The sequence below is a fragment of the Streptomyces sp. BF23-19 genome (genome assembly GCF_041106355.1).
Lineage (GTDB): Bacteria > Actinomycetota > Actinomycetes > Streptomycetales > Streptomycetaceae > Streptomyces > Streptomyces virginiae_A.
On the sequence record NZ_JBGBPT010000035.1, the window covers coordinates 1 to 15,111 of the forward strand.

General features: G+C 73.4%; 10 protein-coding genes and 2 pseudogenes. 1 reads left to right on the forward strand and 11 read right to left on the reverse strand.

Going from position 1 to position 15,111, the window contains the following annotated elements; all coding sequences use genetic code 11:
- The 9 genes and pseudogenes from AB8A24_RS20575 to AB8A24_RS20615 all read right to left on the reverse strand — a co-directional run.
- Positions 1 to 614, reverse strand: a pseudogene (locus AB8A24_RS20575) (hypothetical protein); the annotation flags it as partial.
- Between the two features lie 4 nt (positions 615 to 618).
- Positions 619 to 777 carry a DUF6760 family protein gene (locus AB8A24_RS20580; RefSeq protein ID WP_167739575.1) on the reverse strand — a complete coding sequence of 53 codons (159 nt, stop codon included), beginning with the start codon at positions 775 to 777 and terminating at the stop codon, positions 619 to 621.
- Positions 774 to 1,271, reverse strand: a complete 498-nt coding sequence (locus AB8A24_RS20585) for a hypothetical protein (protein ID WP_328962163.1) — start codon at positions 1,269 to 1,271, stop codon at positions 774 to 776. The genes AB8A24_RS20580 and AB8A24_RS20585 overlap by 4 nt, the downstream gene beginning before the upstream one ends.
- Positions 1,268 to 1,708, reverse strand: coding sequence for a phage tail protein (locus AB8A24_RS20590; protein WP_030388073.1), 441 nt, complete (start codon positions 1,706 to 1,708; stop codon positions 1,268 to 1,270). Before AB8A24_RS20590 ends, AB8A24_RS20585 begins: the two co-directional genes overlap by 4 nt.
- 35 nt (positions 1,709 to 1,743) lie before the next feature.
- On the reverse strand, positions 1,744 to 3,303 hold the full coding sequence (locus AB8A24_RS20595) for a phage tail sheath family protein (RefSeq protein ID WP_328962162.1): 1,560 nt from the start codon (positions 3,301 to 3,303) through the stop codon (positions 1,744 to 1,746).
- 169 nt (positions 3,304 to 3,472) lie between these two features.
- Entirely contained in the window at positions 3,473 to 5,566 is a 2,094-nt protein-coding gene (locus tag AB8A24_RS20600) for an ATP-binding protein (protein WP_369477031.1), read from the reverse strand.
- On the reverse strand, positions 5,563 to 6,267 hold the full coding sequence (locus AB8A24_RS20605) for a DUF4255 domain-containing protein (protein ID WP_369477033.1): 705 nt from the start codon (positions 6,265 to 6,267) through the stop codon (positions 5,563 to 5,565). The genes AB8A24_RS20600 and AB8A24_RS20605 overlap by 4 nt, the downstream gene beginning before the upstream one ends.
- Complete coding sequence (locus AB8A24_RS20610; protein ID WP_369477035.1) at positions 6,264 to 9,446, reverse strand: hypothetical protein; 3,183 nt, start codon at positions 9,444 to 9,446, stop codon at positions 6,264 to 6,266. The genes AB8A24_RS20605 and AB8A24_RS20610 overlap by 4 nt, the downstream gene beginning before the upstream one ends.
- A gap of 188 nt (positions 9,447 to 9,634) precedes the next feature.
- The gene (locus tag AB8A24_RS20615; protein WP_328962158.1) at positions 9,635 to 10,300 is read right to left on the reverse strand and encodes a response regulator transcription factor; all 666 of its coding nucleotides are present in this window, start codon (positions 10,298 to 10,300) and stop codon (positions 9,635 to 9,637) included.
- 168 nt (positions 10,301 to 10,468) lie between these two features.
- Between AB8A24_RS20615 and AB8A24_RS20620 the strand changes: the two genes are divergently transcribed.
- Positions 10,469 to 11,833 (forward strand): hydrolytic protein, encoded by a 1,365-nt coding sequence (locus AB8A24_RS20620; RefSeq protein ID WP_328962157.1) that lies wholly within the window; start codon positions 10,469 to 10,471, stop codon positions 11,831 to 11,833.
- 1,721 nt (positions 11,834 to 13,554) lie between these two features.
- Here AB8A24_RS20620 and AB8A24_RS20625 read toward each other — a convergent pair.
- A pseudogene (locus tag AB8A24_RS20625) lies at positions 13,555 to 13,962 on the reverse strand (DUF4157 domain-containing protein); the annotation flags it as partial.
- Between the two features lie 467 nt (positions 13,963 to 14,429).
- On the reverse strand, positions 14,430 to 15,029 hold the full coding sequence (locus tag AB8A24_RS20630) for a hypothetical protein (RefSeq protein ID WP_078851388.1): 600 nt from the start codon (positions 15,027 to 15,029) through the stop codon (positions 14,430 to 14,432).
- Positions 15,030 to 15,111: the final 82 nt, after the last annotated feature.

The following is a 15,111-nucleotide window of genomic DNA, read 5'->3' on the forward strand; positions in this document are numbered from 1 at the left end:
AGGCCGCGTGCGCCGGGCGCCCCGGTTGCGGGGGCCCGGCCCCCGGGTGCCTGCGGTGCGCCGCCGCGCGACGGCGACGCGGCGTTCGGCACGGGCGCGCCCGGTCCGGACACCACGGGATCGGCGGCCGGGCCGCGGGTGCCCGGGCTGCTCGGACGGGACGACGCGGTGGCGGGCGCGGGGGCGTCGGGGCTTACCCGGCGCGAGATCTGTGGGGTGTCACCGGCACCGGGCCGGTCCGCTTCGGGCGGCTGCCGCAGTGCCCGCAGCAGCAGCGGGCCGCCGCCGCTCGGGGTGGGGCGTGCGGCGCCGGCGGCGCGGGTGACACCGCGCACGAGGCCGGCCGGGGCGGACGGCAGCACGGCGTGGGCGAGCCCGGTGTCGAACGACGGATCGCGCCACGCGGCCAGGCCGGATCGGAAGGCGAGCCCGTCGCTGACGCTCATGGCCGCGCGGGACACGGTCAGTACGGGCGGCGCCGTCATGCGCCAGCCGCCGTCCCAGTCGCCGGGTACGGTCACGTCCCGCGCGGCAGCCGTGTTCCGGGCTACCGGCGCCGCGGTCGCGGCGTCCGGCACGGCGGCGCGCCGACGCAGCCTGTCCCGCCATGCCATGGGTTCAACCGCCTTCGTTCACACGGGTGTTGATGCGAGCTATCTCGGTGACCCACTCCTGGCGCTCGCCGTGGGTCAGGTCGAGGATCTCGTCGCGTTGCCAGTGGAAGTGGTAGGCGATGTACGCGATCTCCTCCCTGAGCCGGGGGAGGGCGTACGTCACGATTCCCCCAGGCGCCCACCGGAGAGGTCGACCTCGAAGCCGCCTTCGCAGTGCGGGCAGGTGACCGCCGCGCGGGTGTGTCCCTCGCTGTTGACGCGCCGGTAGAAGTCCTGGAGGAACGCGACGTCGGTCGCGTACATCCGTTCCACGATCCCGGCGTGCACGTCGGTGATGGTGCCGAGCCGAGTGATCACCTGGCTGAGCAGCACCACGCTCAGGTACGCCGGGTTCTCCTTGACCCGCAGGTCGATCTGGGGGCGCAGTTCGTCACGGGCGGTGGCCAGGCGCATCGAGCCGTGCCGGTGCACCGTGCCCGCTTCGTCGACGTACCCGCGCGGCAGCTCGAACTCGAACTCCGTCCGCAGCCCGTGGTCCTCGCGCGCCGCCGGAGCGGCGGCGGAGGGGTGCGCCGCCGCCTGCTCCGGGGCCGCCGCGGGCGCAGTGACCTGGAGTATCTCCTCCAGGTTGCCCGCCGTCACCGTACGGCGCCTCATTCGACGATGATCTCCTCGAACACGATGGTCACCGACTCGGTGGCCGCGGCGGACTCGCCGGCCTTGAGCGAGGGGCCCTCCCACTTGGAGGCCCAGCCCTGCATCAGCTGGATGCGGCGGACGGTCGCGCCCGTGGAGTCCTTGATCTCGATGGTGAGGTTCTGTCGAGCGGTGTCGACGGCCCCGTTGTTCAGGGTCTCCTTGATCCACTTGGTGAACTCGCTGCTCTTGTCGAGTCCCCGGGTGATCGTGACCTCGCCCGCCTGGCGCGCGCCGGGCTGCTTGCGGATGATCTGCTTGCCCTCCGCGCTGACCTGGCGGACCTCGACGACCTCTTCCTCGACGGTCAGGCCGCTGATCTCCTGGATCGATTCGACCAGGTAGCCGCCGAGCTGCACGCCGAAGATATGGGTGGAAAGAGCATCGCCCTCTGCCATGACTGTCCTTCACCTTTCCTTGCTGCCCCGGAGGGTCACTCGTCGATGAGGCTGGTGCTGTCGGAGAACTGGGCCAGCCGGAACACCACGAACTCGGCGGGCTTGACGGGCGACACACCGATCTCACAGACCACGCGGCCCTGGTCGATGGACTCCTGCGGGTTGTTGTCCCGGTCGCACTTGACGTAGAACGCCTCCGCCGCCGTGCGGCCGAACAGCGCGCCGCGGCGCCACTCCTCGGTGAGGAACGCGGTGACGTTGCGCCGGATGCTCGACCAGAGCCGGTCGTCGTTCGGCTCGAAGACCACCCACTGGGTACCCAGGAGGATGGACTCCTCCAGGTAGTTGAAGAGGCGGCGCACGTTCAGGTAGCGCCAGGCCGGGTCCGAGGAGAGGGTGCGGGCGCCCCAGATCCGGATGCCCCGGCCGGGGAAGGCCCGTACGCAGTTCACACCGATCGGGTTCAGCAGGTCCTGCTCGCCCTTGCTCAGGCGCAGTTCCAGGTCCACCGCGCCGCGGATCACCTCGTTGGCGGGGGCCTTGTGCACACCGCGCTCGGCGTCGCTGCGCGCCCACACACCGGCGACGTGGCCGCTCGGCGGGACGGTCGTGTTGCGCCCGGCGGCCGGGTCGAAGACCCGCACCCACGGGTAGTAGAGGGTGGCGTAGCGGGAGTCGTAGCCCGCCTCGTCGTTGCGCCAGGTGCGCACCTGCTGCGCGGAGAGCCCGGGCGGGGTGTCCAGGACGGCCACCCGGTCGCCCATCTGCTCGCAGTGCGAGATCACCGCGAGCTGCACGGTGCGTACGCCCTCGGAGTCGATGTCGCCGCGCTGGTAGGCGCTCATCAGGTCCGGTACCGCGACCATGGTGATCTCGTCGATGGTCTCCAGGCCGGCGAACCCGGTGCGGGCGGCGGAGTCGCCGACGTACTCGGCCGGGTCGAGCCGGGCCACGCCGCTGCCGCCGGCCGGTGCGGGCGACGCGGAGGAGGCGTCGGGCACGAGGACGGTCTGCCCGGCGGGCCGGGTCTGGGCCGCGCCCCGCTGCTCGGTGACCTCGATCAGTTTCGAGGCGCGGGCCTGGGTGACGAGGTAGCCCTTGACGTTCTTGCGGGCGGACACCTCGTAGGTCTCGGCCACCTGCTCGCCCTGGCGGACAAGGATCTTGAAGCGGTCCTCGGGCGGGTTCTCGCCGTCCGCGTCGGCGATCTCCACGGAGACTCCGGCGACGCCCGGCCGGGCCGCGATCAGGAAGCCGCCGAGCTCGACCGGCTCCGCGGCGCGGGGCTGGGGGACGGCGCCCGCGGCGGCCGGTGCGGAGGCGTCCTGGGCCGGCCCGCCGATGCGGACGACGTACGCGGCGCCGCCGCCGTTGGCGAAGTACCCGTAGACGGCGTGCGGCAGGTAGGTGCCCTCGGTGAAGCCGCCGAACCGCTGGGAGTACTGGTCCCAGCTGGTGACCAGCGTCGGCTCGTGGAACGGGCCGCTCTGGGCGAATCCCACGAACGCGGCGACGGCGGTGCCGACCCCTTCGATCGGGCGAGCACCGGACTGCACCTCCTCCACGTACACGCCCGGGGTGAGGTACGTCGGCATGCTCGCTCCTTCGGGTTACGGCTCCGCAATCAGGTCTGACCACAGCCTTTCCGGCGGCCGCCGCCCGGGACAAGGGCGTTCGGACCTGGCCGGGGGCAAGTGCGCTGCCCTCCCGGTCGCCCCCGCCGGACCGGCCAGGCACCGTGCCCGGCCCGTCGGCCGCCACGGCTCACACGCCGGCGACCTGGCTCAGGTACGGTCCGAACTCGCCCTCCAGGACCAGGCGGCCGAGCTTGCGGTACTCCTGGGCGACCGCCGTCACCACCTGGCGCATGGTCAGCGGTTCACCCGACGCGGCCGCGAAGTAGGCGGCCGTCACGGCACAGGCCCGGATCGAGCCTCCGGCCAGTTCGAACCGGTCCGCGCAGAAGCCGAGATCGAGGTCGCCGGCCCGGGGCAGCCGGTCGCCCAGGCACCGTTCCCACAGGGCCAGGCGCTGGGCGGCGTCGGGCACCGGGAAGTCCGCGACCACGTCCAGGCGGCGGGTGAACGCCTCGTCGAGGTTGGCCCGCAGGTTGGTGGTGAGGACGGCGATGCCGTCGAACGACTCCATCCGCTGGAGCAGGTAGGCCGACTCCATGTTGGCGTGCTTGTCGTGGGCGTCCTTCACCTCCGAGCGCTTGCCGAAGATCGCGTCGGCCTCGTCGAACAGCAGTACCGCGTTGACGGCCGACGCCTCGGTGAAAATCCGCTCCAGGTTCTTCTCGGTCTCGCCGACGTACTTGTCGACGACCGTGGACAGGTCCACCACGTACAGGTCCATGCCCAGGTCGGCCGCCACCACCTCGGCGGACATGGTCTTGCCGGTGCCGGAGGACCCGGCGAACAGCGCGATCACCCCGCGCCCGCGCCCGCCGCCGGGCCGCATGCCCCACTGCCCGAGCACCTGGTCGCGGTGGCGGGCGCGCACGGCGAGTTCACGCAGCCGGCGGTGGGTGGGGGCGGGCAGCACCAGGTCGTCCCAGCCCACCGCGGGCTCCACCCGACGGGCGAGACGGGCGAGCCCCGCGCCGTTCTGGGCCCGTACGGCGGTGCGCAGGCCGTCGGGGGAGAGCGGGCGGCCGTCGAGCGCGGCGGTGCGCACCGCGGTGTCGGCGGCGCGCCGCAGCTGCCCGGCGTCGAGGCGGTGCGCGGACACGGACCGGGCGAGCGCATGGGCGTCGCCACCCGCGCCGTGTTCTCCGGCGGCGCCCTCCAGCGCGTGCCGCCAGCGGGCGACGTGCCGGTCGGGGGTGGGAGCCGCCACCGTCAGGGTGACGGGGGTGTCGGCCGCCCAGGCGGGTTCCCAGCCGCTCGTTCCGTAGGTGAACAGGGGGATGCCGCGCAGCGCGGTGCACAGCGTGCGCAGGACGCGGGCCCGCTCGTCGGGCTTGTCGGGCAGTTCCTCCAGCGGCCCCAGCAGCACACCGGCACCCGTCAGGCGGGCCTCGCGGGCGGTGGCGCGGGCGAGTTCGGGCACGGCGCGGACGTGCTGGGCCAGTGCCGCCGCCTCCAGGGCCAGGGGGCCCGGCCCGCACGCGTGCAGCGCGGCGGCGGCCAGGCCCTGCGGATCGCCGCCGCGGGCCCGCAGGTGGACATGGCGGGTGCCGCTGCCGGCCGCGGCGACGGCCCGCCGCAGCTCGGCCGGGTCGACGGCCGGGTCGTCGTGGGCGTGACCGAGCACATCGGTCAGACGCGGGTCGGGCGAGGCGTCGCCCAGCAGATGGGCGGTGACCCGGTCCGGGACGGCCAGCACCCGCGACAGGGGCGGCCGTTCGGGCTCGGTGACCTCCAGCAGACCGCCCGCGACGAGCGGTGCGGTGGGGGAGAGCCGGAACCGCGCGGCGGCCGACCCGGTGCGGCCGCACAGTTCGAGGGCGAGGCCGACGGTGGGCCGGCGGCGCGTCAGGTCGTCATTGAGGTAGCCGTAGAGCCGTTCGAAGCGGGCGTCCAGGTCCGGTGCCATGGCCACCAGGAGCAGGTCCACGTCGAGCGGCTCCAGCGCGAAGCGCGCGGCGAGGACGTCGAGCGGCGAGCCGGGTGGGGGCGCGGCCGGTGCGAGCGCGGGCAGGCCGGGGCCGTGCGGTGCGTCCAGGATGCGGGCGACCGCCTCAGGCGTGAGGTACTGGCCCCGGTAGGGGTCGTCCGGGTCGGGATCGACGGCCCGCCGGAGCTCCACGGCCCGGCGTACCCGCTCCTCGACGAGCTGGAGCCGCGTCCACAGGTACGGGGTGGTGTCGGCCGGGACCGCGGGCGTGGTCGCCGGCCGGATGGTGTGCGTCACGGCTGCCGTTCCCCCCGTCGGCGGCGCGCGGGGGCGTTCGGCCGTTCCCGGGATCCGCCGAAGCCCTCCGGTCCCGGCTCGCCCAGCCCGGTGTAGCGCAGTCGGCGCCCGTTCTCGGCACCGTCCGGTGCGGCTTGCGGTACGGAGTTCACGACGAGCCCCTCGGTGACGGGCGGGGCCGTGACCCTGCTGATGCCCGCCAGCGGTGCCTTGACGCGCAGCCCGAGGGACGGCTTCAGCTCGCCGCCGAGCGCCGACCACACGTCGGAGGCGGCCGGTGCGTCCATGCCGGTACCGCCCGCGTCCACGTCCACGAGCAGGCCGAGTTCGGCGAGCGTGCCGGTGAGCGTGTGCGGGGGCAGCGTGTCGGTGTTCACGAGGCGGGAGAGCACCTGGGAGAGCAGCCGGTGCTCGTCCTGCGGTCGGCTCGCCCAGGCGGTGACCAGGTACGTCAGCTCGAACCAGCGCGGCGGGGTGCGGCGCGCGACGACGAAGCCGTCCGCGTCGTACACCTCGCCCGCGCCGCTGCCGCGCCGGGTGTGGTCCTCGCGGATGTCGTACAGGAACACGCAGACCGTGGGCGCGCTGCGGCGGGCCGCCCACTCGCTCGTCGGGGCGTCGAAGACCACCTCGATGCCCGATGCCTCCAGGCCGGACTCCGCCAGCAGCCGGCGCAGCCCCTCGTCGACTTCGTGGATCACCGGCGGGTCACCTCGTCGGGCGGCTGCACCGAGCCGTTGACCACGAGGAAGTCGGTCTGCACCGGCGAGAAGCCGGGACCGCTCGCGGTGATGACGCGGGGGCCCGTCTGGTCCTTGGCCAGGATCAGCAGCTGGCCGATGAACGTGCCGTCGCGCTGCGGGAACGTCGGTGCCGCCGCTGCCGTGATGCCCGGCTTCCACGTGAACCGCACCGGCACGCCGGGCGGGAAGTCCTCGCCGCGCACCGAGGTGACGAAGCCGGGCTTGCCGATCGGCGGCACGGCGACGATGCGCGGCTGGAGGATGCGCAGTTGCTGCTGGGCGGTGTTGTCACCAGGGTCGGCGTCCGTGCCGGTCGTGGTCAGGCTGCCGGTCACCAGAGCGGTGAGCGCCTTGTCCGGGTTGAGGACGACCCGCAGGACGGTCCGTGCGCCCGGCGCCAGGTCCGGCAGTGCGCACTCCCCGTTCCGGTCGCAGCCCGGCGGCGGCCCGGCGCTCGGCACGCCCTGCGGAAGGCCCATGCGCAGCCGCAGGCCGGTGGCCAGGGCGTTGCGGCCGTTGCGGACGGTGTACGTGACGACGACGCGGCCGCCCACGTAGCCGGGGTTCGGCTGCGCCGTGATGCTCAGCCCGGGGCCGGCCGGGGGCGCGGGCGGCTCCGGCTGCGGCGCGGGCGGCTTCGTCGGCGGGACAGGGGTCGGCGGGGTCGGCGTCGGCGGGGTCGGCGTCGGCGTCGGCGGGGTGGGCTTCGGAGGCACGGGCGCCTCGCGCACCGGCACCACGGTCCGTCCGGAGTTGTCGCTGGGGCGGGGGTCGAGCACGGTGCCGGTGACCGACCAGTCCACCGGCTGGTCCCCGGGAGTGACGCCGGTGAGGGTGACGGTCACCGGGACGGTGGCGCCGGCGGGCACCACGCCCAGGGCGCAGGTCAGCGCCGCCGCGTCACACGTGGCTCCGGGGGCGGTGAGAGCGGTGACGCTCGCGCCGAGCGGGGGTGCGACGGTCAGCCGGGTACCGGGCGAGGCCGCCGGGCCCTGGTTGACGACGTCCACCCGGACCGTGCCGGAGCCGCCGACGGTGAGCGGCGCGGCCTTCTCGGGCGCCCGCACCGCGAGGTCGACCGACTGCTGCACGCCGGGCTCCTTCTGGCGGCCCGGCAGGCCCGTGACGAGCAGGTTGTGGTCGCCGGAGGCCACGTCCACCAGCTTCAGCTTCTCCGGGCTGTTGGGGGCCCGTGAGCCGCGGGCACTGAGCACCAGGCTCTTGCCGTCGGCGGTCCATGCGGCGTCGCGGGGCTGGAACGGTCCCTTGGCCGTGGGCTCGGGCAGTTCCCGGCCGCAGGCCCCCGGCAGGTCGCGGGCGGCGTCGGGCAGCAGGACCCGGCAGGCACCGCCGGCCGCGGAGGCGAGCAGGATGCCGCTGCGCTCGTCGACGCGGCCGCCGCCGTTCTTGCGGTTGAAGGCGATGGTGGCGCCGTCCGGTGAGAACGCCGGGCTGTCGTCGATGACTTCGCAGGAACCGGGACACATGGTGGCGCTCAGGTCGCGCTGCCGGTCCAGGTGGTCCACGGGCACGGTCCAGATGTGCTTGTTGCCGCCACGGTCGTTGATCACGAGGTTGCGGGTGAAGGCCAGTGTCGTGCCGTCGGAGGACCAAGTGGGCTGGGCATCGCCGCTCCGGTCCTGGCCGGCGGGCGGGGTGATCTCGCCGCGGATCGCCCCGGTGGCGGCGTCCGCGATCAGGATGCGCGCGATGCCCGTGTCACCGCCGACGCCACCGGGCGAGGTCCGGGTGAACGCCAGGAGCTTGCCGTCGGGGGAGAACGCCGGGTCGGTGTCCCAGTCCTTGGGGCCGCGGCCGGCGAGCGGCAGGGCCGCCTCGTTGGTGCCGTCGGCGTCCGCCATCCAGATCCGTTCGATCCGGCCGTCGCGTGTGTCCTCGAAGCGGGTCAGTACGATCCGGCGCCCGTCGGGCGTGTAGTTCTGCCGCTCGGTCCACGGGTCGAAGCCTGGGGCGGGCTGGAACAGCGGGTCCTTGGCCGGGTCGGTGTTGGTGTCGGCCGCCGGGTCCTCCTTGAGGATGGTCAGGTTGAGATCGCGGGGGTCGGAGCCGTCCATCCGGGCGTCCTGCAGGGTCACCACGTGCGGTCCGGCCGCCGAGGTCCGCTCGACGACGACGCCGCCGCCGGTCAGCGGGCCGAGCCAGGTGGCCGAACCGACCTCGCGGTCCTCGCTGAGCACCAGCTGGGGCGTGTCGGCCGAATGCGCGGGCACCCGGAAGACGTGGTCCCAGTCGCCCTTGCAGTCGCAGGTGCGGTCCGGGCTGAGGAAGAGCACGCCGTTCCCGTCGGGCAGCCACGCTGCCCCGCGGGTACGCCAGCCCGCCTGGGCGCCCGCCAGCAGCGGGCCGTCGGTGCGCCCGTCGGTCCACCGCAGGCGGGGCCCGGCCGATCCGGTGGCCGTGTAGGCGATCACGTCCCGGTTCGTCTTGTCGTCCACCGGGTTCCACACCGGCTCGGTGGCCTTGCCGTTGGCGGGGTCGGTCACGCGGGTGGCGGCGCCGCCCCGCAGGGGGCGTACGTAGACCTGCCGGCCGGCGGCCGCGTCGCCGTCCGAGGAGTACGCCAGGCGTCCGCCCTCCGGCGAGACCGTGGGGTGCTCCTCGTTCGCGGGGGAGTCGGTCAGCCGGGTGAGGCCGGTGCCGTCGGTGCGCACCAGCCACAGGTCGCGCTGGATGCCGCCGGCCTGGGCGGGCTGGGCCGAGTCGAAGACGACCGACCGGCCGTCCGGGGTCAGCCGGGGGTTCGCCACGTCCAGGCCGCTGGTCAGGCGGCGCACCGAGCCGTCCGCGGAGCGCAGGTAGACCTGCGGGGTCCGCTCGTCGCGGCGGCCGGCGAAGACCAGCTGGTCGCCCAGTGCGGCGGGCTGGGTGTCCAGGTGGGCCGGGCCCTCCCCGAACAGCGGGGTGCTGGACGTGCCGGTCGCCACCCGGCCCAGGCTGCGGTGGCGCGTACCGGCGTACACGACCCGGCCGTCACCGGCGTCGGCCGCCAGGGGGCGCGCCTCGGCGTCGCCAGGGCCGGTGGCCGCCGTCACCACGAGCAGGGGGACCAGCAGCAGCAGTGGCGCGCCGGCCCTCCCCCAGCGGCGTCGACGACTGCCGGAGCCACCCGTGCCCATCACGGTCCACCTCACAGTCCGGTACAGCATTCACGTATGACCCCGCCACCTTGCGGCCCGGAACGTACGGCCGGCAGGGCCGCGGGGCCGCACCCGGGGGAAGCACCCGGTGCGCTTTCGGGCAGTGGGGGTGCGGGCCGTCCGGGCCGGCGGGCTGCCGGCTCCCGCCGCCGGCCTCCGCCGTACGCTCAGATCAGCCCGTTGCGCAGGGCGTAGCCCACCGCATGTGTGCGATTGCGCAGGTGCAGCCGCGTGATGATCTCGTGCAGCACGTTCTTGACGGTCCGTTCGGAGTACGAGGTCTTGCGCGCGATCTCCGCGGTGTCCAGACCCTCCGACACCAGGCGCAGCATGTCGGCCTCGCGCGCGGTCAGGGTGGACAGGGACACGGCGTGCGGGTCGAGGGCCGAACGCTGCAGGCTGCCCACGTGGTCGAGGAGCTTGGCGAGCAGGTCGCCGGGCAGCATGCCCTCGCCGTTGGCTATCGCCAGGACCAGACGCAGGAGCTGGTCCTGGTCGGCCTCGCTGCGTCGCAGCACCGCGGTGACCCCGCATTCGATGGCGCGCTGCAAGGCGTCCCCGGATTCGAACGTGCCGACCACGAGCCCGGTGCGCGTGCTGGAGTCGTGCCGCAGCCGGTACAGCAGGGCGGCCGTTTCGTCGTCCACGCTGTCCACGGCGACGAGCGACACCTGCGCGCCGTCGGCGGCGTCGACGAGTTCGATCTCGGGGCGCTGGCGCAGCTGGTGGACGACCCCGACGTGCAGGATCGGGTCCGGTGCGTACACGGCCACGGTGACGCGTTCGCCGGCGCCGGACGAGGAGACGGGTCCGTTGTTGTCAGGCTGGGTCATGTGTCGTACCTGTTCCATGATGCGTATGTGGGGTCACGGATGGAGAGGAATGATCAACAAGTGGTTGGGCACTCGTAGTTGATGAGCGTCTGAGGGGGCATCCGGGTTGCCCGGGGCGTTGCCCTCGCGTCCGTGGAGGTGGCGGGGGCGGCGGCATAGCGTCGTGGTGTGATATCCCCAGCAGCCTCTTCAAGCCCTGGCGCGCCCGGCCTCGACATCCCGCCGGTGTCGGTGACGCCGGGCGGTACCGCATCCACCAGCCTGACCGTCCGCAACGACAGCGACATCGTCGAGGCGTACCGCCTGGAGGTCGTCGGCGACTGCGCTGCCTGGACCACGGTGGAACCCGAGCGCGTCTCGCTCTACCCCGGCACGTCGGAAACGGTGACGATCCGTCTGGCACCGCCCCGCTCACCGCAGGTACGGGCGGGGGACGTGCCGCTCGCCGTCCGTGTGCTGCCCACCGAGCAGCCCGAGGCCGTGCGGGTCCCCGAGACCACCGTGCACATCGAGGAGTTCCGGGAGCTGCGGGCCGAGAGCGCTCCCAGGCGGCGCCGCGGCTGGCTGCGCGGACGCTATCGACTGGCCGTGCGCAACGAGGGCAACTGCCCCGTACGGCTGGACTTCACGCCCGCCCAGGCGGGAGAAGAGCTGAAGTTCGCCTTCACCCCCACGGCGCTGAAGCTGGAGCCGGGGGAGTCGGCGGAGGTGGGGCTGCGGGTCCGCACCGGCAGGCCGGTGTGGTTCGGGGCCCCGGTGACGTGGCCGTTCACCGTCGCCGTGGCCGAAGCCGAAGTCGAAGCCCGCGGTGACGGTGACGGTGAGGACGGCAGGGCGCGGCCGGAGCCGGACCCCGTCCGGGCGCCGCTGGATGCGGAGTTCGTCCAGATCCCGATCTTCCCGACGTGGCTGCTCGCAGTACTGGCCGCGCTGCTCGCGCTGCTGCTCGCCTGGTTCCTGCTGGTGCGTCCGGCCGTGCGTAGTACGGCCAAGGAGGCCGCCGACGAGGCGGTCCAGAAGAAGCCGACGCCCAGCGCGGACCTGAACGGGCAGACCCCGGTGACCGGCGACGGCAAGCAGCCGGGCGGCGGCAAGGGCACCCAGCCCGGGGCGGGTGGAGCCGGTACGGGAGGCGGCACCGGCGGCGGTACCGGAGGCGGCGGTACCGGGGCCGGAGGACAGCAGAGCTCGGCCACCATCGACCTGCAGACCGGTGGCGGGCAGACCAAGGCCGGTACCTACACGGTGCCCGCGGGCAAGGCCTTCGGGATCACGGACATCGTTGTCGCGAATTTCCAGGGCGACGAAGGAGTGGTGACGATCGACTTCGGCGACCGCAAGATCACGACGATCGCGCTGGAGACGTTCCGCAACCAGGACTACCACTGGGTCACCCCCATCAGCATCACCGAGAGCCAGACTGTGACCGTGCAGGTGACCTGTGCAAAACCAGGCACCCCGGCCACCGGCCGTCAGGCGCAGGAGTGTCACGAGGTGCTCAACGTGAGCGGCGTGCTGAGCGACCTCCGGTGACCCGAGCGGCACGGACATAGTCGGTCAGGTTGTACGCCAGGGCAAAGGGGGCCTTTGCCCCGGCGTCCGGAAATCGGTACTCCTGAGGATCGATCGGGCGTTCTCCTCGCAACCGCACGCTTTCGTTTCGGCAGTGCCTGGAACGGTTAACCCCGGTAGCCATGACGCCAGTTGACGAAGCGCCAAGCATGGCTTGAATTGGTCTCTCCCTTTTGGTCCGGTCAGTGCGTGGGGACTCCCACCTGCTGACCGGATTCCAGGACCACCGTGGCCGCGCCGAGGTCGACCGTGTTCGGCAGCATCGCCTGTGGCCGCAGCAGGTCCTTGAGGAGGAAACGCATCAGATCGGCGCCGGACATCGCCTTGAGCCGGACCGCGAGCTGCGGGTTCACCGCTTCGAGGCGCTGGATCTCCACGACGGCCCGCTCCGCCAGACCCGGCACGATGTCCCGGCCCATCAGGGTGTTGGACCGCAGCCGCTCCGAATGGGCCTGCTCCTGCGCACCGGATCCGTAGGTCATGGTGCTGTGCGCGTCCGACAGAGCCTGGGTCGTGGAGAAGAGGATCTGACCCCTTCGCTCCTGGTCCGACTCGTTGCCCATCGCGTCCATGACCGCCTCCATGTCCAGCGAGCCGGCCGCCGCCCCGGCGCCGACGTCGAACTTCCGCACCGGCAGCGTGAACCCCTCCGAGAAGGCGTCCTCACGGGTGTTCAGCTTGCTCTCCGTCTGCGCCGGGTCCTCGGGCCGCGCGCGCACGGTGGGGTACTCGCGCTGCGCGAAGTCGCTGAGCATCAGCCAGCCCTGGCTCATGAGGGGGGACTCGGTGAGCGGGATCTGGATCCGGGCCGGTTCGTCGTCGCCGCTGAACCGCGTCGGCCGGAACGGGCTGTCCTGCACTTCCAGGAAGAAGAAGACGAAGCCCTCGTTGGCCAGGACGTGCTTGTCGTACGCCTCAGAGTTGTTCGGCGCGTCCGGGTTCGCCCTGAGCAGCTCGGTCTTGGACTTCATCTGTCCCTGGGCGAGCATCGTCTCGGCCCGTGACCTGCCCGTGTAGTGGCACAGCACGCTCTGCTGCAGCGCGGTCGTCAGCTTGGCCCTGACGTCGGGGACCCAGTTCCGGTCACCCTGGCCCCCGGCGATCTCCTTGGCCATCCCGGCCCGGTTGAGCTCCGACAGCTCGCGGAAGTAGCTGGGCCCGTGCATCTGGAACGCGGCCGCGCTGTCGGCCCACTGCGCCTCCTGCCACAGCATGCCGTTCGTGGTCATCGCGCTGAACGGCGCCCCCGCCTCGACGGGGAGCTCGGCGTCGCGGACGAGCTGGTCGTTCACCAGCACCAGTTCGGCCTTGACGACTTCGAGCGCGGCGGCCAGCCAGGGCTTGACGGCCGCGGGCGCGTCGTCCTCGGCCGGGGCGATCTCCTGCGTGAGGCGCGACAGCTCGATCATGCAGTGCATGGGGTCGCGGACGGGATCGCTGTCGTACGCGGCGATGCCCGCCCGCACCTGCGCCACCAACGGGTCCGCCGGCGCCGGGTTGCGCGCCAGGAGCCGGCCCAGCAGCTTCCCGGGACGCGGCGGGTCGGCCGGCAGCGTGGGGCCGAGCTCCTCGGGCCCCTTGCGCTGGACGGCGACCCGCCCGCCGGATCCCGGCGCGTGCGTGGCGTGCGGGCCGTGCGTGCCGTGTTCCTCGCAGGCGGCGCGCTGGACGGGCGCGGGCCCGGCCATGACCCGGCTCGCGTTGGCCTCGGCCTCCCGCTCGAACCGGTCGCCGGGGTCGCTGACCCGCAGCCCGTGGCCCGTGTCGGTCCCCGAGACCGGCCCCTGCCGCTGCTGGATCACATGGGTGAGCTCGTGTGCGAGGGTGTGCTTGTCACCGCCGCCCGCTCCGATCACGACGTCCCTGCCGGAGGTGTACGCCCGGGCCCCCATCTCGGCCGCGGACCGCTGTGCGAGAGGACCGGAGTGGACCCGTACGTCGGAGAAGTCGGCGCCGAGCCGGCTCTCCATCTCCTCGCGCAGGGATCCTTCGAGCGGCCGCCCGGGCGACCGGAGCACGTCATGCGCGGTCGCCCGCTGGACCGGGGTGTCCTCGTGCCCGGGACCGGCGCCGTGGCCCGCCGCGAGCATGCGCGTCACCGCCGCGTTGCCGACGGACCGCTGGAGCGCCGGCAGTGTCGCCGACGCGGGAGCGGCGGGGGCCCGCTCCTCAGCCGTACGCGCCTGCCGGGACGGGGCGGAGCTGTCCTTGGAGGCATCGGCTGCTGCTCTGTCACGGGCGGGGATACGCATGGGCATGCCTCTCGGGGGACGCGGCGGGACGTGCACCTGCTTACCCGCGACGTCCGCCCGGCGACATGCCCGTTCGGGCACACCCGGGGGAAGACCCAACCGCTCTGCAGGCTGTCTGCCGCGGCTACCTGCCGGTAGGTCCCGTCGCCGCTACGGGCGGCCGCGGCTGCCGGGGCCGGGGTGTGCGGTCGGGCCGGACCAGCTGCTCGCCGGTGGAACCGCTGCGGTCGTCTGCCTTCGCGCGCACGAGACCCCTCCCGCTCACCCGCCGCTGCCCATGGGCACCTCTGGCGTAGATCCGGAGGTCAGGGCCAGACCAGGCAGTACGGCTGGTGACCGGCCTCGTGGAGGCGGTGGCTGAAGTCCTGCCACTCGTGGAGCAGCTGGTAGACGTTGAAGGCGTCGCTGGGGCCGCCGCGGTCCGGGACCGTGGACCAGATGAAGGCCGCCGCGCCCACCGATTCCTCGCCGATTCCGCGCAGCGGGTCGACCACGGTCATGGGGAGCTTGACCACGGCGTAGTCGGGGTGGAGGACGACCAGCTCCAGCGGGGGCACCTTGTGGAGGGGTATGCCTTCGATGCCGGTCAGGACCATCGCGGCCACCGTCTCCGGCTTGATCTTGGTGAAGAGGCCGCCCATGCCGAGCTCGTCGCCGCCGAGCTCCTCCGGCCGCATCGTGACCGGGACCCGGGCGGCGGTGGCGCCGTCGGGGGCGCCGAAGTACTTGTACGTCACTCCCATACCGCGGCCTTTGGGCAGGTCGTCGGACGGGGACGTGGGCACGGGGACGGCGTCGGCCGCCTCCGTTCCGCGGCGGCGGTGCTTGCCCCGGCGGCGGGCCTCGCGGGCGCGCTGCGGATCGAGGCCGTCCGTTCCCTCGCCCGGTCCACCACCGCGTTGCATATCTCCACCCGACTGGTCTTGCTTGCCCCGGCCCCGCGGCCCCCGCCACGCAGCCTGATCATCATGGCAGTGACCTCCCCCG

What these genes read in the sequence shown, in the direction of transcription:
- AB8A24_RS20585 (WP_328962163.1), bottom strand. Translation starts at nt 1,271, where the DNA reads ATGAGGCGCCGTACGGTGACGGCGGGCAACCTGGAGGAGATACTCCAG.
- AB8A24_RS20590 (WP_030388073.1), bottom strand. Translation starts at nt 1,708, where the DNA reads ATGGCAGAGGGCGATGCTCTTTCCACCCATATCTTCGGCGTGCAGCTC.
- AB8A24_RS20595 (WP_328962162.1), bottom strand. Translation starts at nt 3,303, where the DNA reads ATGCCGACGTACCTCACCCCGGGCGTGTACGTGGAGGAGGTGCAGTCC.
- AB8A24_RS20610 (WP_369477035.1), bottom strand. Translation starts at nt 9,446, where the DNA reads ATGGGCACGGGTGGCTCCGGCAGTCGTCGACGCCGCTGGGGGAGGGCC.
- AB8A24_RS20615 (WP_328962158.1), bottom strand. Translation starts at nt 10,300, where the DNA reads ATGACCCAGCCTGACAACAACGGACCCGTCTCCTCGTCCGGCGCCGGC.
- AB8A24_RS20630 (WP_078851388.1), bottom strand. Translation starts at nt 15,029, where the DNA reads ATGCAACGCGGTGGTGGACCGGGCGAGGGAACGGACGGCCTCGATCCG.